Here is a 24,161-nt window from a genome sequence, read left to right on the forward strand (position 1 = left end):
CGGCCTTCTCGCGGTCGAGTCCTCTCACTAATATTCGCGCGCAGGGGCTTTCGTTCGGTAGCGGGTGTCGGGACGGGGATCTCCGGTTCCGGGCGCCGCCGGTACTGTGCAGTAACACCGGTCGGTAACTTTCCGAGGCGTCCGGAGCCTGTCTCGAGCGACCCTTCGTTTCCGCTGGTACGCACCGGTTTTCGCGCGCCCCGGATCGGGCGCGATCCGGGATCGGACAAACCGTTCCGAGCCGCCTCGACGATGCTGTGACATCCGTCACGAGGCGCGAAAACGCGAAGGTCTCAACCGAACCGGAGAGCGGTCGCTTACGCGTCGGATCGTGACAGTGGACCGCGCGGTATCGGGGCCGTTACCGGGCATTTCTCCGAGTCCGCGCGGAATCTGGAACAGTGGACAGCGCACGCCTGCGGACGAGCCGCGAGGAGGATTCCCGTGTCCGAAGCCGATCGACCCCACCTCCCGGGACGCGACGACGCGCTCGGTCAGGACATCCCGTCGGTGGACCGGCGGACACGTATCGCCGGGCAGGTCCGCCGGTGGTGCGAGACCAGCAGCATCGAGGGCAGGCACGCTCCGTTGTCGGATGCCGCCGCGGTCGCGCTGGCCGCCGGTTACCTCGACGAATCGGCACGTGCGGTGCTGGCGAACCGCCGGCACGTCGGGCGCCGGCTGCCCGGCCTCGACGGATTCGGTGAGCTGCGCCGGCTGTCCGACGAGCACGCCCGCATCCGCGCACGCATCGACGGTCTGCGTCCCGGCGCCGCGCGACTCGCACTCGAATACCGGGCCAACGAACTCGGCAAACGCATCCGGACAGCGCGGCAGACCGTCGTGCACTCACCCCTGCACTACGCCCAGGGCGTCCGCGCCGTGCGCCGCGACCGGCGCGACGGCCTGCACCTCGAGATCGAACAACGCGAGGCACTGTTCGCCGCACTGCAACGCACCCCCGCGCCCATGCCCGTCGCGCCCGTCGAACAGGCCCGGGGGATGGTGCTCGGTGTCGCCGTCGACCGCGTGGGTCGCTGGTCCGAGCGCACTCCGCTGGCCGAGGCGGGTCGCCGCGTCGCCGAGCGGCTCGGACGTGAGGTGCCCTCCGGCGACGACCGCTTCGTCGACCGCTACGACACACTGCTCTTCCTCGCCGGGTCCCTGTACGACCGCATCGAGGCGTCGGCCGCGTGGCGTTCGGGGTACTTCGAGGTTCAACGAGCTCAGCTCGACCTCGCCGAGGAACTCACCCAGATCGCGGTGGACACCGTCGCCCTGCGCGACCTGCTCGACGAGCTGCAGTCCGCGATCCGATCGGCACCGGAGGCGCGGTCCGGTCTCGAATCCCGTGTGGCAGCGCTCGAACCGGTATGGGATCAGATCCTGGCGCGGGTCACCGCGCTCGCGCGTATCGGCGACCTGCTCACGCGGGCGGAGGACCATCTGCATCTCGCGCACATCGCGCAGCGCACCGCAAGCCTCGACCAGCGGATCGACGATCTGATCGGCAGGTCGGGCGCGCGCGAGTTGTCTGCCGAGAACACCGATTTCGTCGGCGACCAGCTCGGCGCTGCGGCCGAACCGATGGTCGCGCTCCGCAGTGCTCTGTGGACGGACATCGCCGAGCTCACCGCAAAGGAGTAACTCGGAGTTACTGTCATCGGTCACATCGATTCGGCTGTGCTTCGGGCCGGATCCCCGAACTCGTGGAAAGTGACCGGCTTCACTGGTGCATTTGTCCGAACCGGTGGTAGCTTCCTCGCGTCCTATCGGGGGTCGATACACAGGGGGGCGCGGTGGCGTCGCGGTTCGTGCGTACTGGTTTTGCGCTGGCTGTCGCTGCGGCGCTGGGGGTCTCGGGTTGCTCGGGGGCGACGAGCGTGTCCGTCGTCGACGACCCGAGGCTCGAGGCGGAGTTCGAATCGGTGCTCGTCTCCGGACGGTCCCGAACGCTCGGGGAGGTCGCGGCCGCAGCGGGTGTCGAGTCGTGGGACCGGATGTACTACTTCCGTGTCCCGGTGTTGATGAGCGAACTCAACCGCGTGATGCACACCCCGGGGACCACCTGGCGGAACATGCCGGGATCCGATGCCGAAGGGCTCATCGTCTTCGTCTCGGAGGGGCAGATCGTGCGCGCGGTCGCAGACCGTGAGCCGCCGCTGTACCTGAGCGGTTTCGCGACCTCCGATTCGTACGTCACCCCCGATGAACTCGCCGGCATGCCTCGTCTCGCGGTCGAGTCGAGGGGTCGCTGACCCGGCAGCTGCCACCCGGCGGCCCCGTATGTCCGCCTTCGGGTAGTTTTGCTCGCAACAACGAGTAGTGAATTTCTTTCCCGAAGAGGTGTGGGGTGGCACGGGTAATCGCGACGATCAACCTGAAGGGTGGTGTCGGCAAGACCACGACGACGGCCGCTCTGGGTGAGTTCATGGCGGCGGAGTTCGGGCAGCGGGTGCTCATGATCGATCTCGACCCGCAGACCAACCTCACCACGATGATGGTGGGGGAGGAGCGCTGGCGCGAACTGAACGAGCTCGGTCTGACCCTCGCGACACTCTTCCGTAAGGCGATCGCGCCCGACGCCGACGCGTTCGACATCGAGAAGGCCGTCCAGAAGGGCGTCTCGCCCGTACGTGTGGTCCGCGATCTCGACCTGCTCGCGTCGTCCCTGGATCTCATGGACATCCAGGAGGGCCTCACCCACCAGCAGTACGCCGATCCGGGCTCGCACCGTCCCGTCGAGCTCCTCCTCTCCGCCGTGCGGCCCATCGCCGACCGGTACGACTACATCCTGATCGACTGCCCGCCGAATCTCGGGATCCTCACCCTCAACGGCTTGCGTCTCGCCGACGGCTATCTCGTCCCCACGATTCCCGACATCCTGTCCACCTACGGAATTCCGCCGCTGCAGACGAAGATCCAGGAATTCGCGAAGCGGACCGGGCACACGGTGCGGGAGATCGGCCTCGTCATCACGAAGTACCGCAGTGCCTCGAATCTGCACCGCACGATCATCGAACAGCTCCAGCGCGACGAGCGGATCGCAAACGTCGTTCCGGCCTGGGTGCCCGAGGCCAACCAGATCGCGGCGTCCGCCGAGTTCGTGCCCTACGGCACGCTCAAGCGCAAGTACGGCAACACCGGTCAGTACGACGCACTGCGCATCCTCACCGAGACGATCATGATGAATGCGCAGGTGTACCTGTGACGAATCCCGGCACCGATACCGACATGGCACAGGCGCGTCTGCGGGTGCGCATCGGCGAGGCGAGCTCTGCACTGCTCCGGCTCGACGAGGCGGCTCCCGGTACGGCCGGCGCGCTCGTCGCTCTCGTCCAGGTGATCGCCGACGAGGCCGCACGCACGCCGCGCTTCGCGAAGGCACTCGCGGGAGCGCTCTCGGTCACCGCGGACCCGAGTACTCCGACCCCTGCTCCCGCTCCTGTTGCGCGGCCCGCCGCGGCCCGAACCTCGGCGCGTCGCAGCCGGCGCGCACCCGGGGCCTTCGACCCGTTCGTGGTGTACCGCGAGAGCGGGGAGGCGACTCTGCGGGAGAGACTGTCGTCCCTCGGGGTCGAACAGCTCAAGGACATCATCGCCGAGCACGCCATGGACTACGACAAGCTCGCGATGCGCTGGCGTACCCCGTCCAAGCTGCAGGACCGCATCGTCGAACGGGTCAAGGCGCTCACCACGAAGGGTGATGCTTTCCGGTGATCGGTCACAGACGGTTCTTCTTCCGCTCGTAGCAACGTATGGTCGCAGCAGACCTCCGGTCTCGACGAGACCGCGCAGGACGTGGGCACATCGCGCGTCGATCCCGAGTCACCGCTCGATGTGCGCACCGAGAAGAGGAGTCGAGATGGGGGACATCGTTCGGCAGGGAGTCGTGGCCTTCGTGGCCGAGGTTCTGGCGCGCGGCGGCCGCGCCGAGCCGATCCCGGGACAACGCGACGTCCGCGTACAGGGCGCGGACGGATCCGAACGTGTGGTGCGGGTGTGCTCGACGGCGAGCGATCCGTGGCTCGCGCGACGCCGGGACGGGGTTCCCGCCGCCGACGGTGCAGGCGTGTCGCATTGGGTCTTCGTGGATCTCGCGCCCGCGGTACCGGAGTTCTACGTGGTGGACGCGGAGGACATCGAAGCGGGGATCGAGGAGGAGGTCGCGCTCTGGCTCGCCGACCGCCCCGGCCGCACCCCGACCGGCAGTCATCCCATCCAGCGCAGCAATGTTGTTCACGGGCACGACCATTGGGACCTGCTCGGTCTCGACGCGGTCAAGGATCCCGACCACGACGCGACTCCGGTACCGGCTGCGCGGGCCCGCGCCGAACGTCCGGTCGTACGTACGGTCGCGGAACCCGAGGTCGTCGACGAGCGACGCGCAGTGGTGGCGGACATCGGCGGGTATCGCGTGCAGGGGCGCCTCGATCCGGCCTCAGGGACGCTCGAGATCACCCGGGGACCGATGGAGGGGCGTCGCTTCCCGGACGCCGCGGCAGCCGCACAGGCGCTCGTCACCTTCTTCGACGACCACGAGACCGTCCCCGACGGCAACACCTTCTGGCGGAGCGAGATCCTCAAGTGAGAACGCACTCCCGATAGCGGCTTCGGCTCGTTTCGATCTGGCTGACCACAACCGTCGACTCTGCCGACGGATGGCGGTGAACTGAACCGGCGCAATCAACAATGCCCGGTTCAGATCATCGAAGGGGAGATCGCATGACCATCACCGAACTCGATCGCGACACGACCACCGCCGAATCCGTCTACACCGCCGGCGGCATCGTCGTCACCAAGCTGGGGGAGCACATCGGTGCGCGGATCGACGGAGTGCGGTTGTCCGGGTCGTTGGCGCCCGAGACCGTCGAGGCCATCCGCTACGCCCTCGCCGTGCACAAGGCGATCGTCTTCCGCGACCAGCATCATCTCGACGACGAGCAGCAGTGGGCCTTCGCGGGTCTGCTCGGCATGCAGACCCAGTCGCACCCCACGGTCCACTCGAAGGGCAAGCGGCTGTTGCCCATCGAGGGTGCCGCGAACAGCTGGCACACCGATGTCAGCTTCGTCGACCGCATTCCGAAGGCGTCGATCCTGCGGGCGGTGACCCTGCCGCCGTACGGCGGTGCGACGACGTGGGCGTCCACGACCGCAGCCTACGAGCAGTTGCCGGACGCGTTGAAGGCGCTCGTCGACAACCTGTGGGCCCTGCACACCAACCTCTACGACTACGCCGAGAAGCTCGACGCGGGCAGCTCGGATCCGGCGCTGACCGAGGAGCGCCGCCGCTACCAGGACGAGTTCCGCCGCAACACCTACGAGACGATCCACCCGGTGGTGCGGGTCCATCCCGAGACGGGTGAGCGCACCCTGTTGCTCGGTCACTTCGTGAAGGAGTTCGTCGGTCTCAAGCCGTCGGAGACCGCCGTGCTGCTCCAGCTGTTGCAGAGTCGGATCACGAAGCTGGAGAACACCTTCCGCTGGTCGTGGGAAAGCGGCGACGTCGCGATCTGGGACAACCGCGCCACGCAGCACTACGGCATCGCCGACTTCGGCGACCACACCCGCCGCCTGCACCGCATCACCCTCGCCGGCGACATCCCCGTCGGCGTCGACGGCACGCGCAGTCGGGTTGTGCAGGGCGACGCGAGCGAGTACTCGGTGGTCGAGGAGCCGTCGCGGCTGCCTGGCTTCGACGCGAACTGAGACAGCAGAGCGCGAAACGGTCGAAAGATCGCGAAACATCCTGCGCCGATGACCGTTTCGCGCTCCGCAGCATCAGGTCACGACGTACTTCTCGTTCTCGCGGACCCACAGCACACCGTCGCCGGCCGTGGGTCCTTCCTTCTCGAGCGCGCGCTTGAGGATCTTGTTGGTGGCCGTGGTGGGCAGATCCGCCGCGATCCGCACGTATCTCGGCCACGCCTTGGGGGACAGATCGGCCTGCTCGGAGAGGAACTTCTCGAATTCCTCAGGGACGAGCGACGTCTCGTCGCGCAGCACGATCGCGGTCATGACCTGGTCGCCCACGTGTTCGTCGGGCACACCGTAGACGGCGACGCGACTCAACTGCGGCAGTCGCTGCAGGATGCGCTCGATGGGAGCGGCGGCGAGGTTCTCACCGTCCACGCGCATCCAGTCGGCGGTGCGACCGGCGAGGTAGATCCAGCCGTCCGCGTCCTTGTAGGCGAGATCGCCCGACCAGAACATGCCGCCCCGCAGACACTCGTCGGTGGCTGCCTCGTCGTTGTAGTAGCCGGTGAAGAATCCGGCGCCCTGCGTGTTGACGAGTTGGCCGACGGCCTTGTCGGCGTTGATCAGGGCGCCGTTGTCGTCGAACTCCGCGTGGGCACAGGGGGTGAGGGTCTCCGGATCGTAGACGTCCACACCCGGCAGTCCTCGACCGATCGATCCGGGTGGGGTGCCTTCGTCGCGGGTGATGATCACCGCAGCCTCGGTCGACCCGAAACCATCCCAGACGGTGCAGTCGAAGCGCCGGCCGAACTCCTCGATGTCGCGGTCGGTGGCCTCGTTGCCGAACGCCACCCGGAGGGGGTTGTCGGCGTCGTCGGGTCGTTCGACGGTCGCGAGGATGTACGCGAGGGGCTTGCCGACGTAGTTCATGTAGGTCGCGCCGTAGCGGCGCACGTCGTCGAGGAAGTGCGAGGCGGAGAACGACGCCGGTGCCATCGCCGCGCCGCTGCACAGCGACACGCACCACCCGGCGAGGATCGCGTTGGAGTGGAACAACGGCATCGACAGGTAGACGACGTCGTCGCTCGTGATCGAGAACCGCGGGACGAGGGTGCCGCCCGAGAACAACACCATCATGTGGGCGAGCATCACCGGCTTCGGATCCCCGCTCGTCCCCGAGGTGAAGATCAGCATGAACGGATCGGTCGGACCGACCTCCCGATACGGCTCGAGCGGACCGGTCCCGTCGACGAGTGCCCGCCACTCGGGGCTCGCGACGTCGAAGACGATGACGTCGCCGAGATCCAGACCGTCGAGCAGTGGGGCGTGCTCGGCGTCGGTCAGCAGGATCTGGCAGTCCGCCCGCAGGATGTCGCGTGCCAGGCCCTCACCGCGTCGGGTGTTGTTGATGCCGACGAGCGGGAACCCCGCGAGCCCGGCCCCGGCGATCGCGTGGAGGAAGGCGGGGGTGTTGCCGAGCAGCGCTCCGACGTGCACCGGCCGGTCGTGGTCCATCAGCGACAGCAGTGCCGCCGCCTGAGCGGATGCCTCCTGCAGGTGTTCGCGCCAGGTCCACCTGCCGGTGTCGTGGACGATGGCCGCGGTGTCGTTCTCGAGCAGGTCGCGGAGTGCCTGCTGGACGGTCTCTGCCATGGCTACCTCGGATGTGCGAAGGGAAGGGATCCGTGAAGACGGATCCCTCGGGGTTACTGCGCAGCGAGATGTCGGGTCAGGAAGTGGATCTGATGCTCTACGGCCGGGTCGAACCAATCCTTGCCGGGCCACACGTCGAAGTGGTCGCACGGATAGTGACGCACCTCGGCGCGGGCGCGGAAGGCTGCGCGCGCCGCGGCGTGCGGGGGAGCGCTGCGATCGAAGTCCGCGATCTGCACCAGGACGGGGCACGCAACGGACGACGCGTGTCGCGCGGGACGGTAGGTGCCGAGCGACAGCACGACGTCGGCGTCGATCTCGTTGCGCCAGGTCGGGCCCGCCAGGGAGAGATAGTCCTCGCGGTAGCCGTCCAACGACAGGGCGGCGACCGTGCCCGGTGGACCCACGATCGGGATGGTGGTCGACGAGCGTCGCGCCACCCGGCTGCGAAGCCCCGCTGCCGTCGAGCGGGCCAGCGACGAGGGCGCGTGATGCCGGGCCGCGAGGACACCCGCAGCCGGTCCGTCGACGAGCGGTGTCACGGACACGACGGCCGCGACGTCCCGGTCCTGGGCCGCGACGGACAGGACGTGTCCGCCCGACAACGACACGCCCCACAGCACGGCGCGACGCGGATCGGCGCCGTCCAGTCGTCGCGCAGTCGAGACGGCTGCGCGGTAATCGGCGATCTGTCCCGCGACGTCGACGCGCTGACGGTCGGTGCCTCCGGACTCACCGAATCCCCGGTAGTCGAAGGCGAGCACGTGCATGCCCGCGGCCGCGAGCCGCTCGGCGAACGGGGCGAGACCGGAGTCCTTCGTCCCGCCCAGACCGTGGGCCATGACCACGACCGGTGCCCCGTCGGCGCTGCCGAGAACGTCGGATCCGGGGGTGAAGTGCCAGGCGTGGACCGTCTCGCCCCCGGAGGGGAAGGTCAGTGAACGCGGGTGCACGAGGCGTCCTCCTTCGATGCCCGGCCGGCACGGGCGATTCCGGCGGGCAGCTCGCGCGTCCGGATGTCGAACTCGTAGGCGAAATAGTCGAGCTGTTGCGTGTGCCGGGGGCGGTCGAGCATGTGCCCGGTGAACGTGCGCTGATCCTCGACGATGACGCGGCGCATCTCGTCCTCGGACGGAAGGGCGTAACGGCCGATCGCATAGGCCGCGATCAGTCGCGCCTGGCATTCGACGAACGGGAACAGAGTGGGCGTGGCCTGCGCGAAACCGGCGAACGCGAGGTCGGGGATGCCCGGGGCGAAGATCCGCTTGTACAGCGCGATGTGGTTGTCGGGAGCGCTGATGAACTCCGGATCGAAGAACGGGAAGGTGATGTTGTAGCCGGTCGCGTAGATGACGACGTCGAACTCCGCCGACGTTCCGTCCACGAAGTGGACCGTGTGGCCGTCGAACCGTTCGATGTCGGGTTTCGCGACGATGTCGCCCGAGCCGAGGCGCAGCGGCAGTTCGACCGACTGCGTGGGGTGCGCCTCGAAGAACTTGTGGTTCGGAGTGGGCAGCCCGTACCGCTCGGGACGTCCCGACAGCAGCGGCTGGCCCCACTGCGCGATCTTCCGTTGCCACGACATCGGTATGTAGGGGACGGTGCGGTAGAACTTGTCGGCCGGCCGGCCCGCGATGTACTTCGGGACGATCCACGCACTCGAGCGCGTCGACAGCGTCACCTCGGTCTGCAACGCCTTCGACGACAACTCCACGGCGATGTCGGCCGCGCTGTTGCCGAGCCCCACCACGAGGATGCGCTTGCCCGCGAAATCCATCGGGGTGCGCGGGTCGATGTAGTGGTGGGAGTGCAGCGACTCGCCGGCGAAGTGCCCGGGGAACTCCGGCACCCGGGGATCCCAGTGGTGACCGTTGGCGACGACGAGGAACTCGAACTCGCGCGTGCTGCCGTCCTCGAGATCGAGCTCCCACCCGCCTTCGGGTCGCCGTCGCGCGTGGCGGACACCGTTGCGGAACTCGATGTTGCCCCGCAGTCCGAAGGCGTCGGTGTAACCGTCGAGGTACTCCTTGATCTGCGTGTGGTGCGGGAAGTCGGGATAGGACTCCGGCATCGGGTAGTCCTTGAACGACAGCTGATGCTTCGACGTGTCGATGTGCAGTGAGCGGTACGCGCTGCTGTGGCCGTTGGGATTGCCGAAGGCCCAGTTGCCGCCCACACGATCGGAGCTCTCGAAGCAGGTGTAGGGCACCCCGTAGTCGCACAGCATCTTTCCGGCGGTCAACCCGCTGATACCGGCGCCGATGACCGCGGTGGTAGGTGCCGACATGGTGTCCCTTCGACGCGGTGGTGCAGGTGCTCGGAGCGACGACCTGCAGTGACGACGGTCACAATGTAGAACACGTTCTCTTCCGTGTACACGGGACGTTCCGCTCGCCCGTCGTCGCGTCGCAATTCGGTCCGCGAACCCGGTGCGCGTGTGAGATGGAACGCCTACTCTGAGTTCACCTGCAGCATCGCGGGTGGTGATCGCCGCGCGCCGTCGATCCCGTCCGCGCCGCACCGTTGCCGCCTTCCCGGCGGCTCGAGGAGGCCCGATGAACGCGGTTGTCGCTCCCGTCAAGCCCACGCGGCCGTATCCGCCGCGGTACCACTCCAAGGGCGCGGTCCTCTACGACCTGATCACCACGACGGACCCGAAGAAGCTCGGGTTGATGTACATCTTCACCTCGTTCTCGTTCTTCCTGTTCGGCGGTGTGCTCGCCCTGCTGATGCGCGCGGAGCTGGCGGTGCCCGGTCTGCAGTTCCTGTCGAACGAGCAGTACAACCAGCTGTTCACCAACCACGGCGGCATCATGCTGCTGATGTACGCGACCCCGATCGTCTTCGGTTTCGCGAACTACATCCTGCCGCTGCAGATCGGTGCCCCCGACGTCGCTTTCCCGCGCCTGAACGCCTTCAGCTACTGGCTGTTCCTCTTCGGTGCGCTCACCGTGGCCTTCGGATTCATCACGCCCGGCGGTGCAGCCGATTTCGGCTGGACGTCCTACATGCCGCTCGCCGACGAGATCCATTCGCCGGGTATCGGCGGCAATCTGTGGTTCCTCGGCCTGATCGTCATGGGTCTCGGCACCATCCTCGGCGGCGTCAACATGATCACCACCGTGGTGTGCATGCGTGCACCCGGCATGACCATGTTCCGGATGCCGATCTTCACGTGGAACATCTTCATCACGATGATCCTCGTGCTCCTCGTCTTCCCCCTGCTCGCCGCGGCCTTCATGGGTGCCTTCGTCGACCGGGTGATCGGCGGCAACATCTACGACCCCGCGACCGGCGGCGTGCTGCTCTTCCAGCACCTGTTCTGGTTCTTCGGTCACCCCGAGGTGTACGTCATCGCGCTGCCGTTCTTCGGCATCGTCTCGGAGATCTTCCCGGTGTTCTCCCGTAAGCCGATCTTCGGATACAGCGGCCTCGTGTACGCGACCATCGCGATCGCCGCGCTGTCCATCGCGGTGTGGGCGCACCACATGTACGCCACCGGCGCCGTGCTGCTGCCGTACTTCTCGTTCATGACCTTCCTGATCGCCGTCCCGACCGGTGTGAAGTTCTTCAACTGGATCGGCACCATGTGGAAGGGCCAGATCACCTTCGAGACACCGATGCTCTTCGCCGTCGGCTTCATCGTGACCTTCCTCTTCGGTGGCCTGACCGGCGTCATCCTCGCGAGCCCGCCGCTGGACTTCCACCTGCACGACTCGTACTTCGTCGTCGCCCACTTCCACTACGTGCTTTTCGGCACCATCGTGTTCGCGACCTACGCCGGCATCTACTTCTGGTTCCCGAAGATGACCGGCAGGTTGATGGACGAGCAACTCGGCCGCTGGCACTTCTGGCTGACCTTCATCGGCTTCCACACCACCTTCCTGGTGCAGCACTGGCTCGGCAACGAGGGCATGCCCCGTCGCTACGCCGACTACCTGCCCTCGGACGGGTTCACCACCCTGAACACGATCTCCACGATCGGTGCCTTCGTCGTGGGCGCGTCGACCCTGCCGTTCGTGTGGAACGTCTTCAAGAGCTACCGCTACGGCCAGGTCGTCACGGTCGACGACCCGTGGGGTTACGGCAATTCGCTCGAATGGGCGACGACCTGCCCGCCGCCGCGGCACAACTTCTACGAGCTGCCGCGGATCCGCTCGGAGCGCCCTGCCTTCGAGCTGCACTATCCCGACATGGTCGAGCGGATGCGTGCCGAGGCGCACGTGGGTCCGGGTAGCGACAAGCACGAGGTGAATGTGCTCGAAGGTGCCGACCGCACGCCGGGCGACGTCCCCCGTGAGTGATCGAGCGGGATAGCCCCGCGCATCGAACGAACCCCGCCGAAGGACGGAGTCGAGCGAACATGACCGCAGTCGAACCCGGCGGGGGCGTGCCCGCCGAGGTGGATGTCCTGATCGTCGGCGCCGGTATCTCCGGCATCGGCACGGCCTACCACCTGAAGACGAAGAGTCCGGGGACGAGCTTCGCGATCGTCGAGGCACGCGACGCGCTCGGCGGCACATGGGACCTGTTCCGATATCCCGGTGTGCGCTCCGACTCCGACCTCCACACCCTCGGTTACGAGTTCAAGCCGTGGCGGAAGAAGCACGCGTACGCCGGAGGTAGCGAGATCCTCGGCTATCTCCACGAGACGGTGGACGAGCACGGACTGCGTCCCTACCTGCACTTCGGGCACCGCGTCGTCGGTGCGTCCTTCTCGTCCGCCACCGGCAGGTGGACGGTCACGCTCCGGCGCACGAGCGACGGCACCACGCTCACGGTGACCTGCTCGTTCTTCTTCTCCGCGACCGGCTACTACGACTACGACGAGGGGTACAGCCCGGAGTTCGAGGGCAGCGACGACTTCCGGCACCATCGTCCACCCCCAGCACTGGCCCGAGGATCTCGACTGTGCGGGCAAGCGCGTCGTCGTCATCGGCAGCGGCGCCACGGCGATGACACTCATTCCCGCGCTGGCCGGCGTCGCCGAGCACGTGACGATGCTGCAGCGCTCCCCGTCCTACGTCCTGGGGTGGCCGAAGGAGAACAAGGTCGCCAACGCACTGCGGCGTGCACTCCCGACATCGGCGGCCGACCGCGTCGTCCGCTCCCTGAGCATCCGTCTGCTGCACGAGATGTACCGGACGAGTCGCCGGGCGCCGAACCTCTTCCGCCGTCTCCTGCGCCTGCGGATGACGAGCGTGCTGCCCGACGACTATCCCGTCGACGTGCACTTCAATCCGTCCTACGACCCGTGGGATCAGCGCCTGTGCGTCGCGACCGACAGCGACCTCTTCCACGCCATCGCCACCGGTGAGGCGTCGGTGGTCACCGATCGCATCGTCCGGTTCACACCCACGGGGATCGCCCTCGAATCGGGGCGCGAGATCGAGGCCGACGTCATCGTCACCGCGACCGGGCTGAACATGGTGCCGTTCGGGCGAGTCGAACTCGACGTCGACGGCGAACCGGTCGACTGGCACGAATGCATCACCTACAAGGCGTCGATGCTCACCGGCATACCCAACTTCGTCTTCGCGTTCGGTTACGCCAACTACTCGTGGACCCTCAAGGTCGACCTCACCGGCCACTATCTGTGCCGGTTGCTCGACCACATGGACGACCACGGCTACGACATCGTCACCCCGGTCTGCGACGACCCGGCCGTCGGTGGCGGACCGTTCTGGGACCTCACGTCGAACTATCTCCGGCGATCGGCCGACGTGTTTCCCACATCCGGGGAGGACGGCCCGTGGTCGATGGAGCAGAACTACTATCTCGACCGCAGACGGCTGCGCCGCGAACCGGTCGACGATCCCGCCCTGCGCTTCATGCGGGTGGCCGAGACGGCGGGGTCATCGAGCCCAGCAGGTCGCCGGGAACCCCCACCACGAGTGCCCGAGCCGCGCTCGTCACTGCCGTAACGTCGCTGACACCGAGAACCGTCAGCGACGCCGTCGCCAGCGCTTCGGGTAGCCCGGCGTCGACGTCGCCGTCGTCGGCCCGCATGCCGATGACCGATTCGACGATCCGGAACGGCAGGTGTGTGCGGGGATCATCGTCGCCGACGATCTGCGCCGCCAGGATCCGGTAGCGCTCCATCAGGTGCCGGCGTTCCTCCCGGAAACGATCGAACGGTTCGGTGCGAAGCTCCGGAAGATGGTAGAGCGCACCGAGATTCCATCTGCCCGCGGACAACTGGGCCGTGTCGAACCAGGCGAGCGCGCACAGGCGCACCTCGGGCGGCAGCGTGGGGTCGAGATTGTCGTCGAAGTCGAGGGTCGGTTCGACGGTGTCCTCGAGCAATGCGACGAGGATGTCGTTCTTCGTCGCGAAGTGGTTGTACAGCGATGCCTGCCGGATCCCCACCGCCTCGGCGATCGTGCGTGTCGACGTGGGGGAGAACCCGCGGGTGGTGAACAGTTCCGCGGCGGCGTCGAGGATCTCGGCGCGCGCGGTCGGTCCGGGCCGTCGCGGCGCGTGGAGACGGGGGCGTCCTGGTCCTGCATGGGTCACCTCTCCACTGTGACACGACGAAAGATGGTGCAGCACCGCGGTCTTCATGCGTGAAGTTTTCGTCACACGCACGAAACACACGTCACGGACTCGTTACGCCGTGGACATTCCCCGAAGATGCGCGATCGGAAAACTGTCGATCGACAGTTTCCCCGGACCGCCGATCGGAGCGCCATGACCGAGACCCTCGCGACCGCCACCACGCACGCTGCTCGCGCCCATGCCCGAGCGCAGGCAGGAACCGTCACAGACGCCATGCCGATCGTCCCGGCATCGTCGTGGCCGGCTCCGCCCAGCGGTCGCGCGGCGTCGATGACCTGGGCCGAGACCGTTCCCGGTGGCCGCTACACCAGCAAGGTCCTCGCCCGGGGCACCCGCCTGCGCCTGCGGGACGTCCACGGCACCGCCTGCGCCAACCTCCTGCTGTTCCGCGCCGACGCACCGCACGAGCGGCTCAACGTCGCCGACACGGTGAAGGTGCCGTGGCAGGCCTATCTCGGTGTCGGGCACCCCCTGCTCTCCGATCAGGGCCGCGTGCTCGCCACGATCGTCGCCGACACCTCCGGTCGCCACGATGCGCTGTGCGGCACGACCCACGTCGCGGGGAACACCGCGAAATACGGTGAGGGATCGCTCCATTCGAGTTCTCCCGCGGGTCGTGAACTGTTCACGGTCGCCGCGGCCAAGCACGACCTGCAGCCGCGCGACCTGCCGCCCTCGCTGTCCTTCTTCCACGGTGTCCGTGTCGAGGAGGACGGCAGCCTCGTCAGCACCGGCAACACAGGTCCCGGTGCCGCCGTCGACCTGCTGATCCACCTGCCGGTGATCGCCCTGATCGCCAACACCGCACACCCGCTCGACCCGAACCCCGAGTTCACCACCGGCAGCCTCGAAGTCCTCGCCTGGCGGGCGCCCGGCGAACTGAACTCGCTGCCGAACACCGACCCCGAATACCAGCGCGCCGTGCTCAACACCGACGACGCCTGGGCCGCCGCCACGTCCGAAACGGAGATCCGCCGATGACCATCACCGCCGACACCGCAGACCTCGCCCTCGTTCCCGGTCGCGTCGTCCTCGACGAGATCGTCGGACTCCGCGGCCCCTGGTCGGCCGTCGTCGCCGCCGGCGACGTCCTCACCATCGTCGACCTGCACGGCAACCAGGCCGTCGACACCCTCGTCTACGACGCCGCCGACCACACCCGCCGCTACAGCGCCGCCGCCACCGTCGCCGCCCAGCAGAACCTCTTCCTCTCCACCGGTTCGGTGCTGCGCGACGCCGACGGTGAGCCGCTGATGACGCTCGTCGCCGACGAGGTGGGCAACCACGACACCGTCGGCGGTGCGTGCTCGCAGGAGTCCAACACCCTGCGCTACGGCCACCACACCAAGCACCAGCACGCCTGCGTCGAGAACTTCCTCATCGAAGGCGCCAAGTGGGGACTCGGCAAGCGCGACCTCGTCTCCAACATCAACTTCTTCATGAACGTGCCGGTCGAGGCCGATGGCGCCCTCGGCATCGTCGACGGCCTGTCCGCACCCGGCAAGCGACTCGCGATCCGCGCCGAGCGCGACGTGCTCGTCCTCGTCTCCAACTGCCCCCAGATCAACAACCCGTGCAACGGCTTCGACCCCACGCCGGTCCGCATGATCGTCACCCGCGGGGAGTGAGGAAGCCATGACCACGAAGATCACCGTCGAACGTCCCGGAATGCTCACCACCGTCCAGGACTATCCCGGACGCACCGGTTACTGGCAGATCGGTGTGCCGCCCTCCGGTCCCATGGACGACCTGTCGTTCCGTCTCGGCAACGTCGCCCTCGGCAACGACGAGGGCGCTGCCGGTCTCGAGACCGCCATGGCCGGCCCCGCCCTGCGGTTCACGGAGGAGACCGAGGTGTGCGTGACGGGTGCGCCCGTCACCGTGCACGTCGACGGCGTCGTCGTCCCGCAGTGGCGGCCCGTCACCGTCCCGGCGGGCGGCCTGCTCGACGTCGGCGCGGTCTCCGGGCCGGGCCTGCGCGTCTACGTCCTCGTTCGCGGTGGTCTCGACGTCCCCGAATTCCTCGGCAGTGCATCGACGTTCACGCTCGGCACGTTCGGCGGTCACGAAGGTCGGACGCTGCGCGAGGGTGACGTCCTCGTCGTGGGGGAGAACGCTCCCGGTACGAGCGCGCCGGTCCCGTCCGAGCACGTGCCTGCTCTGAGCACGCGCTGGGAGATCGCGGTCACCGAAGGTCCTCACGGCGCACCCGAATTCTTCACCCGCGCCGACATCGACGCCCTCTACGCCACCGACTACGAGGTGCACTTCAACTCCGACCGTACCGGCGTGCGGCTCATCGGCCCCAAACCCGAATGGGCACGCACCGACGGCGGCGAAGCGGGCCTGCACCCGTCGAACATCCACGACAACGCCTACTCGGTCGGGGCACTCGACTTCACCGGCGACACCCCGATCCTGCTCGGTCCCGACGGTCCCAGCCTCGGCGGTTTCGTGTGCCCGGTGACCGTCGTGGCCGCCGATCGCTGGAAGCTCGGCCAGCTCGCTCCCGGCAACACGGTCCGGTTCGTGCCCGTGAAGTCGCAGCACACCGCCTCCCGTCGCGAACTCGGCGTCGCGCGTCGCGCCGGACTGTCCCTGGTCACCTCGGCCGGTGGCGACGGTGACGACGGAGTGCTCACCCGCCGTGACGGGCACACCGCCGTCACGTATCGCCGCAGCGGCGACGACAACGTCCTCGTCGAGTACGGCGACATGACCCTCGACCTGGAGCTGCGGGCCCGCGTGCACGCGCTGCACCAGCGCCTCGAAGCCGACCGTCCCGCGGGCCTGCTCGAACTCACCCCGGGCATCCGGTCGCTGCAGGTCAAGGTCGATCCCGACGTGCTGTCCGTGCCGACCCTGCTCGGTCTGCTCGGCGAGGTCGAGGACACCATCGGTGACAGCAGCGAACTCGAGGTCCCCAGCCGCCAGGTGCGACTCCCGCTCTCCTGGGACGACCCGGCGACCCGCGAGGCCATTCAGCGCTACATGCACGGCGTGCGCTCCGACGCCCCGTGGTGCCCGTGGAACATCGAGTTCATCCGCCGCATGAACGGCCTCGACACCGTCGCCGACGTCTTCGACACCGTCTTCGCCGCCGACTACATGGTCCTCGGCCTCGGCGACGTCTACCTCGGAGCCCCGGTCGCGACGCCGCTCGACCCGCGCCACCGCCTCGTCACCACCAAGTACAACCCCGCCCGCACCTGGACCCCCGAGAACGCCGTCGGCATCGGCGGTGCCTACCTGTGCATCTACGGCATGGAGGGCCCCGGCGGCTACCAGTTCGTCGGCCGCACCACGCAGGTGTGGAACCACCGGCACCCGCAGCCGGCCGGCCCGTTCGAGGACGGCACCCCCTGGCTGCTGCGCTTCTTCGACCGCATCTCGTGGTACCCCGTCGATCCCGACGAACTCCTCGATCTGCGAGCGGATCTCGCCGCGGGGCGCGGTGGGGGAGTGGAGATCACCGACGGCACCTTCTCCCTGGCCGATCACCGGAAGTTCCTCGCGGACAACGCTGATTCGATCAGCAAGTTCCAGGCGACCCAGTCCGTCGCCTTCGGACAGGAGCGCGCGCGGTGGAAGGCGAACGGCGTGTGACGGGAATCGTTCCGAAAACCGTTGATCTGCCGTACATCTGACCGAAGAGATCTTTACAGCGACGTCACATCGGGTGCGTAAGGTTCCCTGTGAACGGTGTTCGTCACCCCGTCGCCTCGCCGGGGCCGAGATCATTCGGCTCGGCCCCGCACAAGCCCTCTACTCGCTCGGACGCGAAGCACAACGAAGCGCTCCTGCCGTCTGACCTTCTCCTTACGGAGCTGCCATGATCATCACCGGTGTCGCCGTGTGCCTCGTCGTTCTCCTCGGGGCCGGCTTCTACTCCACCCGCAAGGTCCGCGGGGAGGCCGGGAACTTCCTCCTCGCCGGTCGTTCCCTGAGTGCCCCCGTCCTGGCCGTCCTGCTCATGTCCCAGGTCGTCGACTCCAACGCGACGCTCGGGTCCGCCGACCTCGCCGCAGGATTCGGTTTCTGGGCGGGCGCAGCAATGCCGCTCGGCATGGCCGTCAGCATCCTGCTCGTCGGCGTGTTCTTCGCGAAGCGTCTGCGCGCCACCGGCGTCGTGACCCTGCCCGAGTTCTTCGCACGCCGCTTCGGCCGCGGCACCGAGATCACCGCATCCGTGCTCACCGTCGGCAGCTTCGGCATCCTGCTCGCCGGCAATCTCGTCGCCCTCGGTTACCTGCTGCAGTACTTCCTCGGCCTGAACTACACGGCCGCGGTGCTGGTGATCATCCCGTTCGTGCTCGCCTACACGATGGCCGGCGGCATGTTCGCCAGCGTCTACACCGGCCTCGTGCAGTTCGCCGTCATGGCGGTCGGCATCGTCTCCCTGCTCGTCTGGACGGCGTTCGGTCCCGGCTTCACGCACGGTGAGGGCCTGGGCATCGGCGATCTCGGTCAGCTCACCGATCCGGCGCAGGGGGCCGCGATCAACTGGGCCACCATCACCGCCCTCGGTCTCGGCAACCTCGTCGCCATCGACCTGATGCAGCGCGTGTTCTCCGCCAAGTCCCCGGCCGCCGCCCAGCGTGCCTGCTTCGGTGCGGCGACGGGCATCCTCGTCCTGTGCGTGCCGCTGTCCTTCGTGGCCCTCGCTGCGGTGTCGATCGTCGGCGACACGGCGGGTGCGCCGATCCTCTACGTCCTGCTCGGCGAGTACACCCCGAAGGTACTGTCGATCCTGGTGCTGTCCGGTCTGGTGACGGCGTCGCTGACCACCATCAGCGGCGTGCTGCTGTCCACCGCAACGGTTCTGGTACGCAACGTCTTCCGCGTCGGTGGCGAGAACGCCGCGATGTCGTCGGACGTCATGAAGGCCACCCGCCTGCTCATGTTGCCGATGGCGGCCTTCGGCGCCCTCGTCGCGCTGCGGGTCCCGCAGACCGGCATCCTGCTCACCCTCACCTTCGACCTGCTGCTCGCCTCGCTGGTCGTGCCGTTCATCCTCGGACTGTTCTGGTCGCGCGGTGACGGCCGCGCCGTGGCCGTCGCGGCGATCGCCGGCATCACGGTGCGCGCCGGTTTCTTCGTCCTCACCCCGACGATCTACGGCGTCGACAACACCCTGCTGTACATCCCGAACTCGCTGGTCACCTCGAGCGTCGACGGTTGGACGACCTTCATCGGCTTCCTCGTCTCGCTGGTCGCGTACGTGACCGTGGCGCTGGTGCGCCGTCCGGTTCCCGCCATCACGGTGCCGGAACCCGTCGTCGTCCCCGCGAAGCAGCCGGTCGCTGTGTAGTTCGCGCGCCGAACCGGGGTTCGCTACCGCAACACGCGGGGCGAGCCCCGGTTCACCGCGTCAGCCTTTGTGCGGGATCTCCACGTCGGAACCCCGATCCGTTTCCCTCGACGGCCGTTCGCACGCCGAACCGGGGCTTGCTACCGCAACACGCGGGGCGAGCCCCGGTTCACCGCGTCAGCTTCGCAGCGCGACGCGCAGCCTGCCGCAATCTCTCCGCCACGACGTCGAATCGCTCCAATTCCGCCCAGGTCCAGCGCACCACTTCGTAGCCCGCGTCGCGGATCGCGTCCTGCCGGAGCTTCTCGTCGAACAGGTCGCGCGGGTCGGAATACTTGATCCGTCCGTCGAACTCGCCGACGACGCCGTTCTCCCAGAAGAAGTCGACGCGGTAGCGTCGCCCGTTTCCGCCCACGATCTCGTACTGGAGGATCGGTCGCGGCAGTCCTGCTTCCGCAATGCGTAGACGCGACAGCGATTCGCCCGCACTCTCGCTGCGACCGTCCAGGAACGGCACCACTGTGCGGGCACGAGCCAGGCCGTGGCGGGTCCGGGCATCGGCCAGCGCCCGCGAAACCTGTTCACGCATCCCGGGGTACAGGCGAAGAGCGGAATCGCCGGCGATGACGGCCTGCTCCTTCGGGAGCGTGCGCGCCAGGTCGACGACGGTGCGGGCGATCGACGTGACGGCTACTCCGTCGACGACCACCACGTCGTCGCCGAGTTCGGTCGGATGCACATGGATCTGCGAGGTGACGCGACCGCGCCGCGTGGCGGGCCGGGAGATGTGGACGAGGTCGAGCGGTACGTCCCACAGTTCGAGGCCGTGCAGTGCCGCCGCCGACGTGTGGCTGAGCGCCTCGTCGGGACCGAGCGTCGCTCCGACATGCCGGGCACGGACACGGTGGACGCCGACGGGTCCGATCGCGTCGACGTCACAGCGGTGCAGATAGCACCCGCGCCCGACCCGTACGAGTGAGCCGGTGCGAACGCCGGTGCGGATCTCGGTGTCCGAGAGGCCCGCGACGGCGAGCGAGGTGTTGGTGAGAATGTTCGGATCTGTCACGACGACGATCCTGCGCGGAGCGACACCCACCGAACCCGCGACGACCACTCGATCCGGTGTACCTGTGGATCGATCGCGGGGTTGGGGACAAACTCCTGTTCGGAGGCCGTTGACGCGCCGAACCGAGGTTCGCGCGTGCTACAGCGGCGGCGAACCTCGTTTCGGCGCGTTCTCTACTTCTCGAAGACGATGTCCTCGATGAGCGTGTGCTGCTCCACCGCGGAGGGTGCCTGCATGCCCGGAGCCTGATCGTCCGAGTGCGACGCCTTGAACGAGTCCGAACGCAGCCACGCGAGGAAGTCCTCCTTGGAGTCGAACTCCATGGTGGACACGTAGGGCAGGCCGTCGGCTGCGGGACGCATCAACGTCGTGCGGTTGAGGCCCGGCACTCCGTCGAGCGTCGAACGCATGCTCTCGACGAAGACCTTTTCGAATGCCTCGGTGGTATCGGCAGGAACGTCGATGCGGTTGGTGATGACGTACACGGTGACCCTTTCTGAGAAGTCGTGGTGGACCCGGGAGCCCTCGAGAATTATAACGACACCCTGTCGATAACCTACGGTCCGTGCCCGCTCACGATGTGCGGATCGGTGAAGCCACCCCGATCGACATCTGCCAGAACTGCGCGTAGCGGCCGCCGCGACGCACCAGCTCGTCGTGGGTTCCCTCCTCGACGATTCGCCCTCGGTCCAGGAACATGATCCGGTCGGCGTCGCGGACGGTGTGCAACCGGTGCGCGACCATCAGCACCGTCCGTCCCGCCGTGAGCCGCTCCAACCCGGCGCGGACGACAACCTCGTTCTCCGGGTCCAGAGCGGACGTCGTCTCGTCCAGCAGGACGATCGGTGCGTCCTTGAGCAGTGCTCGCGCGATCGACACCCGCTATCGTTCTCCGCCGGACAACATCGCGCCACCTTCGCCGACCCGCGACGACCAGCCGTCGGGTAGGCGTTCGATCACCTCGTCCAACCCTGCGGCGGCACCGGCGGCGCGCACCTCGTCGTCGGTCGCAATATAGTTCGCGCGCCGAACCGGGGTTCGCTACCGCAACACGCCGCGCGAGCCCCGGTTCGGCGCGTCAGCTTCGTTGCGTGGCCGCACTCGTCACAGAATTCCTGGGACGGGAACCGCGACGTAAGGGGATCGAACGGCTCAGGCGCCCGGGCGACTCGCGACCACAGCCTCCTCGGTTGTGGGATTGCTGATCGTCGGATCCGGGCTCCAGCCGAGGATCGGCGGCACGAAGGTGCACGCCAGCGGCCCTGCCGAATCCGGATCGAGCGCGTCGAGGACGAACCATGCCGCGTTCGGATCGTTGACGATGCCGGCATGTTCGACGAAGTCGTTCGCGCAGTGGTCCTGCAGCACGATGTTCGTCGCGTTGGGTGCCTCGCGATAACCGCTGGTGTACGGGAGGACGATCTCCTCGTAACGGGTCATGATGTTCGTGTACGTCACCTCGTCGGCGTAGACGCCGGCCTCCTGGATCGTGTGGATCCAGTCCGATCCGGCGAGAACCTGCGGGCACGCACCGCATCCGACGAAGTGGACGAGATTCTCCACGTCCTGCCGCACACCGACGTGCTCGAACAGTTCGAACGACGCCGCGAGCAGGAAGGCGTGGCTGCCCTCGTAGACCGGTCCGAGCGAGATGTAATCGTCGACCTTCTCGTTGCCGCCGAGGAACTTCACGTACCAGACGGGCATCAGGGTGCCCTGCGAGTGACCCACGAGGTCGACCTTCTCCGCGCCGGTCGCGACCAGGACCTCGTCGACGAAATCGGAGAGCTGCTGTGCGCTGTCCTCCATCGGTAGCAGCCCACCGACGGAATTCAACGGCCAGGGGAGGTCGGCATGGTTGCCGTAAGTGAGAGCGAAGACGCAGTAGCCCTCGTTCGCGAGGAGAGGCCCGAGATACGACCAGTTGTTGTGCCGGTTGAGCACCGTGCCGTGGACGAGCACGACCGGATCCGGGTGTTCCTCCGACGGCACGCAGTCCCAGTCGTTCGTACCGAGTGCGTTACCGTTCGGGTCGCCGAACTCGTGGGCGAACCCGTCCAGGAACGTCTTTCCGACGGGCAGGGGAGGAGCGGTCTCCTCTGCGACTGCCGTTCCTGCCCCGACCGCAGCGAAGGCGACCGCGAGTACCGCGGCGACCCATGAGCGTATGTGCATTCCCATCCCCCCGAAGTATCTGGATGGGCAAGGAAGTTAACAGAAATTCTTCCCCTGGGGGAGCGTGGTTCCCGCGGGTGTCAGGCCTAGGTGTCCTCCGGGGAGCGCGCGGACTCCACTGCAACAGTCATGGAACCGAGGAACTCCCGCACGACCTCCAGTTGCGGCTCGGAGAAGGACTCGAGCGCAGTGGATGCCCGCGTGAAGAGCGGACCGAAGAAATCCCACCCGAGTTTCTCGGCCGCCGGGGTCACGTGCAGGATGACGCGCCGCCGGTCGTCGCTGTCGCGATCCCGCCGCACGTGACCGGCCCGTTCGAGCCTGTCGACAAGTGCGGTGACCGATGCCGTGTTGAGCCGCAGGTGCTCGGCGAGCCAACCGGGTGTCGCGATCTCCCCGGCCCGTTCCCGGTCGAGAAGTCCGATCAGCGCCCGCAGATCGGTGGGATGCAGCGCGTGCTTCTGTGCGAATTCGGCGCCGAGCAGATCGAGTTGCACCGTGAGCGCGCGCAGCCGATGGATCATGTCGAGTCTGGCGTCGTCAGTCATGTCACCTCCACCTCTCGACAGACTCTACTCGCCCACCTAGTATCTCGATCATCGAGATATTAGACGGTGGAGGTTCCGATGCTCCGGTCACCACGCACATCGTTCGCCGAATCCGACGAGGGCCGCGCCTTCCACGCCGCGTACGACGCGCTTCTCGTGAAATGGCCACCCGGCACCGTGATCCACGATCTCGACTCCCGCTTCGGCATCACCCGAGTCACCGAGTACGGGCCGCCCGGCGCACCGCCGGTCCTGCTGCTCCCAGGTGCCGGCGCCACGTCGATGGTCTGGTTTGCCAACGCCGCGGCCCTGGGGGAGACCCACCGCGTGCTGGCCGTCGACATCATCGGCGACGTCGGACGCAGCGTCGCCGGCGGTGATCCCGTCCGCAGCGTCGACGACCTGCTCGAATGGCTCGGTTCCGTCGCCGACGCTCTCGGGGCGACTCGGTGTGCACTCGTCGGTCACTCGTACGGCGCGATGATCGCGCTCGCGGCGGCCGTCCGGACTCCCGAGCGGGTCGACCGGCTCGTGCTGCTCGACCCCAACTCGTGCTTCGCCGGGATGCGGTTCGGCTACCTCCTGCGGGCGCTTCCCGTTCTCGTCCGGCCCACCGCCGCCCGCGAACGGGCATTTCTCGAGTGGGAAACCGGAGGGGCGCAACTCGATCCCGGCTGGGGCACCCTGATGGCGCTCGGCGCGGCGCACTTCCCTACTTCGAAGACGATCGTGCCCCGGCGACCTTCACCAAAAGTGCTGGGGCGGTGCACTGCCGACGTCACGGTGATGCTCGCGCCGTTCGGACGAGTGCACGACCCGGACAGGGTGGCACGTGCTGCACGGCAGGCCCTGCCGTCCTGCCGAGTCGTCACGCTGACCGCCGGTACCCACCACACCCTGCCGATGTACCCGAGCGACGAGGTCGACGCCGTGCTACGGGATGCACTCGGCGCCGGTGCGCCGGTGCGCCGGCGGACCCGAATTGTGACCCAGATCACCGGCGAGCGTAAGGATGTCCGTTCTTGCAGGTCACCGGGTAGTAACGGAGTGTGCGCCGCAGATTCGGGGTCCCGATGTGATCCGGAAGGCGTGGAGCCGTAGAAACACACTCGCTACGGTTGAAAGCGATGAAGTGCCCCGAAACGGGCGAATG

The 24,161-nt window shown here is 67.6% G+C and carries 21 protein-coding genes and 2 pseudogenes; 14 read left to right on the forward strand and 9 right to left on the reverse strand.

Translation table 11 applies throughout. The annotated features are described in order from the left end of the window. The first annotated feature begins 444 nt into the window (after positions 1–444). The 6 genes from B9C99_RS01480 to B9C99_RS01505 all read left to right on the forward strand — a co-directional run bounded on the left by B9C99_RS01480 (position 445) and on the right by B9C99_RS01505 (position 5,709). Positions 445–1,647 (forward strand): hypothetical protein, encoded by a 1,203-nt coding sequence (locus B9C99_RS01480; RefSeq protein ID WP_088896732.1) that lies wholly within the window; start codon positions 445–447, stop codon positions 1,645–1,647. A 167-nt stretch (positions 1,648–1,814) separates the two neighbouring features. After that, on the forward strand, positions 1,815–2,258 hold the full coding sequence (locus tag B9C99_RS01485) for a hypothetical protein (RefSeq protein ID WP_253249937.1): 444 nt from the start codon (positions 1,815–1,817) through the stop codon (positions 2,256–2,258). Between the two features lie 95 nt (positions 2,259–2,353). Then, positions 2,354–3,211 carry a ParA family protein gene (locus B9C99_RS01490; RefSeq protein WP_088896734.1) on the forward strand — a complete coding sequence of 286 codons (858 nt, stop codon included), beginning with the start codon at positions 2,354–2,356 and terminating at the stop codon, positions 3,209–3,211. Continuing rightward, the gene (locus B9C99_RS01495) at positions 3,208–3,720 is read left to right on the forward strand and encodes a hypothetical protein (protein WP_016694214.1); all 513 of its coding nucleotides are present in this window, start codon (positions 3,208–3,210) and stop codon (positions 3,718–3,720) included. Before B9C99_RS01490 ends, B9C99_RS01495 begins: the two co-directional genes overlap by 4 nt. 145 nt (positions 3,721–3,865) lie before the next feature. Beyond that, a complete protein-coding gene (locus B9C99_RS01500) occupies positions 3,866–4,591 on the forward strand; it encodes a hypothetical protein (RefSeq protein WP_088896735.1) in 726 nt (241 codons plus the stop codon). Positions 4,592–4,725: 134 nt separating this feature from the next. Further along, positions 4,726–5,709 (forward strand): TauD/TfdA family dioxygenase, encoded by a 984-nt coding sequence (locus tag B9C99_RS01505; RefSeq protein ID WP_088896736.1) that lies wholly within the window; start codon positions 4,726–4,728, stop codon positions 5,707–5,709. A gap of 72 nt (positions 5,710–5,781) precedes the next feature. Here B9C99_RS01505 and fadD1 read toward each other — a convergent pair whose 3' ends face one another. Genes fadD1 through B9C99_RS01520 form a run of 3 tightly spaced genes read right to left on the reverse strand, consistent with a single transcriptional unit; the run spans position 5,782 to position 9,637 of the window. After that, positions 5,782–7,350, reverse strand: a complete 1,569-nt coding sequence (fadD1, locus tag B9C99_RS01510; protein ID WP_088896737.1) for a fatty-acid--CoA ligase FadD1 — start codon at positions 7,348–7,350, stop codon at positions 5,782–5,784. Positions 7,351–7,403: 53 nt separating this feature from the next. After that, complete coding sequence (locus tag B9C99_RS01515; protein WP_088896738.1) at positions 7,404–8,303, reverse strand: alpha/beta hydrolase; 900 nt, start codon at positions 8,301–8,303, stop codon at positions 7,404–7,406. Beyond that, complete coding sequence (locus tag B9C99_RS01520) at positions 8,285–9,637, reverse strand: NAD(P)/FAD-dependent oxidoreductase (RefSeq protein ID WP_088896739.1); 1,353 nt, start codon at positions 9,635–9,637, stop codon at positions 8,285–8,287. Before B9C99_RS01520 ends, B9C99_RS01515 begins: the two co-directional genes overlap by 19 nt. Before the next feature lie 268 nt (positions 9,638–9,905). Here B9C99_RS01520 and ctaD point away from each other — a divergent pair, with 268 nt between their 5' ends. The 3 genes and pseudogenes from ctaD to B9C99_RS26320 all read left to right on the forward strand — a co-directional run bounded on the left by ctaD (position 9,906) and on the right by B9C99_RS26320 (position 13,274). Beyond that, positions 9,906–11,654, forward strand: coding sequence for a cytochrome c oxidase subunit I (ctaD, locus tag B9C99_RS01525; RefSeq protein ID WP_016694220.1), 1,749 nt, complete (start codon positions 9,906–9,908; stop codon positions 11,652–11,654). Positions 11,655–11,713: 59 nt separating this feature from the next. Next, positions 11,714–11,866 (forward strand): annotated as a pseudogene (locus tag B9C99_RS26315) (FAD-dependent oxidoreductase); the annotation flags it as partial. Between the two features lie 439 nt (positions 11,867–12,305). Beyond that, positions 12,306–13,274 carry a hypothetical protein gene (locus B9C99_RS26320; RefSeq protein ID WP_367301594.1) on the forward strand — a complete coding sequence of 323 codons (969 nt, stop codon included), beginning with the start codon at positions 12,306–12,308 and terminating at the stop codon, positions 13,272–13,274. Here B9C99_RS26320 and B9C99_RS01535 read toward each other — a convergent pair. Next, a complete protein-coding gene (locus tag B9C99_RS01535) occupies positions 13,180–13,866 on the reverse strand; it encodes a TetR/AcrR family transcriptional regulator (RefSeq protein WP_088896805.1) in 687 nt (228 codons plus the stop codon). The two genes, B9C99_RS26320 and B9C99_RS01535, sit on opposite strands and share 95 nt — an antisense overlap. A 174-nt stretch (positions 13,867–14,040) precedes the next feature. Between B9C99_RS01535 and B9C99_RS01540 the strand changes: the two genes are divergently transcribed. The 4 genes from B9C99_RS01540 to B9C99_RS01555 all read left to right on the forward strand — a co-directional run bounded on the left by B9C99_RS01540 (position 14,041) and on the right by B9C99_RS01555 (position 19,219). Further along, complete coding sequence (locus B9C99_RS01540) at positions 14,041–14,889, forward strand: urea amidolyase associated protein UAAP1 (RefSeq protein ID WP_088896740.1); 849 nt, start codon at positions 14,041–14,043, stop codon at positions 14,887–14,889. After that, positions 14,886–15,536 (forward strand): urea amidolyase associated protein UAAP2, encoded by a 651-nt coding sequence (locus B9C99_RS01545; RefSeq protein WP_088896741.1) that lies wholly within the window; start codon positions 14,886–14,888, stop codon positions 15,534–15,536. Before B9C99_RS01540 ends, B9C99_RS01545 begins: the two co-directional genes overlap by 4 nt. A gap of 7 nt (positions 15,537–15,543) precedes the next feature. Further along, positions 15,544–17,514: a 5-oxoprolinase/urea amidolyase family protein gene (locus B9C99_RS01550; protein WP_088896742.1), complete on the forward strand. Its 1,971-nt coding sequence runs from the start codon at positions 15,544–15,546 to the stop codon at positions 17,512–17,514. 226 nt (positions 17,515–17,740) lie between these two features. After that, entirely contained in the window at positions 17,741–19,219 is a 1,479-nt protein-coding gene (locus B9C99_RS01555) for a sodium:solute symporter family protein (RefSeq protein WP_088896743.1), read from the forward strand. Positions 19,220–19,388: 169 nt separating this feature from the next. Here B9C99_RS01555 and B9C99_RS01560 read toward each other — a convergent pair whose 3' ends face one another. From B9C99_RS01560 to B9C99_RS01580, 5 genes and pseudogenes are all read right to left on the reverse strand, one after another. Next, positions 19,389–20,285 carry a hypothetical protein gene (locus B9C99_RS01560; protein WP_088896806.1) on the reverse strand — a complete coding sequence of 299 codons (897 nt, stop codon included), beginning with the start codon at positions 20,283–20,285 and terminating at the stop codon, positions 19,389–19,391. Positions 20,286–20,458: 173 nt separating this feature from the next. Then, a complete protein-coding gene (locus tag B9C99_RS01565; RefSeq protein WP_016694228.1) occupies positions 20,459–20,770 on the reverse strand; it encodes an antibiotic biosynthesis monooxygenase in 312 nt (103 codons plus the stop codon). A gap of 88 nt (positions 20,771–20,858) precedes the next feature. Beyond that, positions 20,859–21,296: pseudogene (locus B9C99_RS01570) on the reverse strand (ATP-binding cassette domain-containing protein); the annotation flags it as partial. A gap of 141 nt (positions 21,297–21,437) precedes the next feature. After that, positions 21,438–22,466, reverse strand: coding sequence for a triacylglycerol lipase (locus tag B9C99_RS01575; protein ID WP_088896744.1), 1,029 nt, complete (start codon positions 22,464–22,466; stop codon positions 21,438–21,440). Between the two features lie 80 nt (positions 22,467–22,546). Next, positions 22,547–23,008, reverse strand: coding sequence for a MarR family transcriptional regulator (locus B9C99_RS01580; protein WP_088896745.1), 462 nt, complete (start codon positions 23,006–23,008; stop codon positions 22,547–22,549). Positions 23,009–23,086: 78 nt separating this feature from the next. Between B9C99_RS01580 and B9C99_RS01585 the strand changes: the two genes are divergently transcribed. Further along, on the forward strand, positions 23,087–24,109 hold the full coding sequence (locus tag B9C99_RS01585) for an alpha/beta hydrolase (protein ID WP_088896807.1): 1,023 nt from the start codon (positions 23,087–23,089) through the stop codon (positions 24,107–24,109). Positions 24,110–24,161: the final 52 nt, after the last annotated feature.

The sequence above is a fragment of the Rhodococcus sp. BUPNP1 genome (assembly GCF_002215235.1).
Lineage (GTDB): Bacteria > Actinomycetota > Actinomycetes > Mycobacteriales > Mycobacteriaceae > Rhodococcus.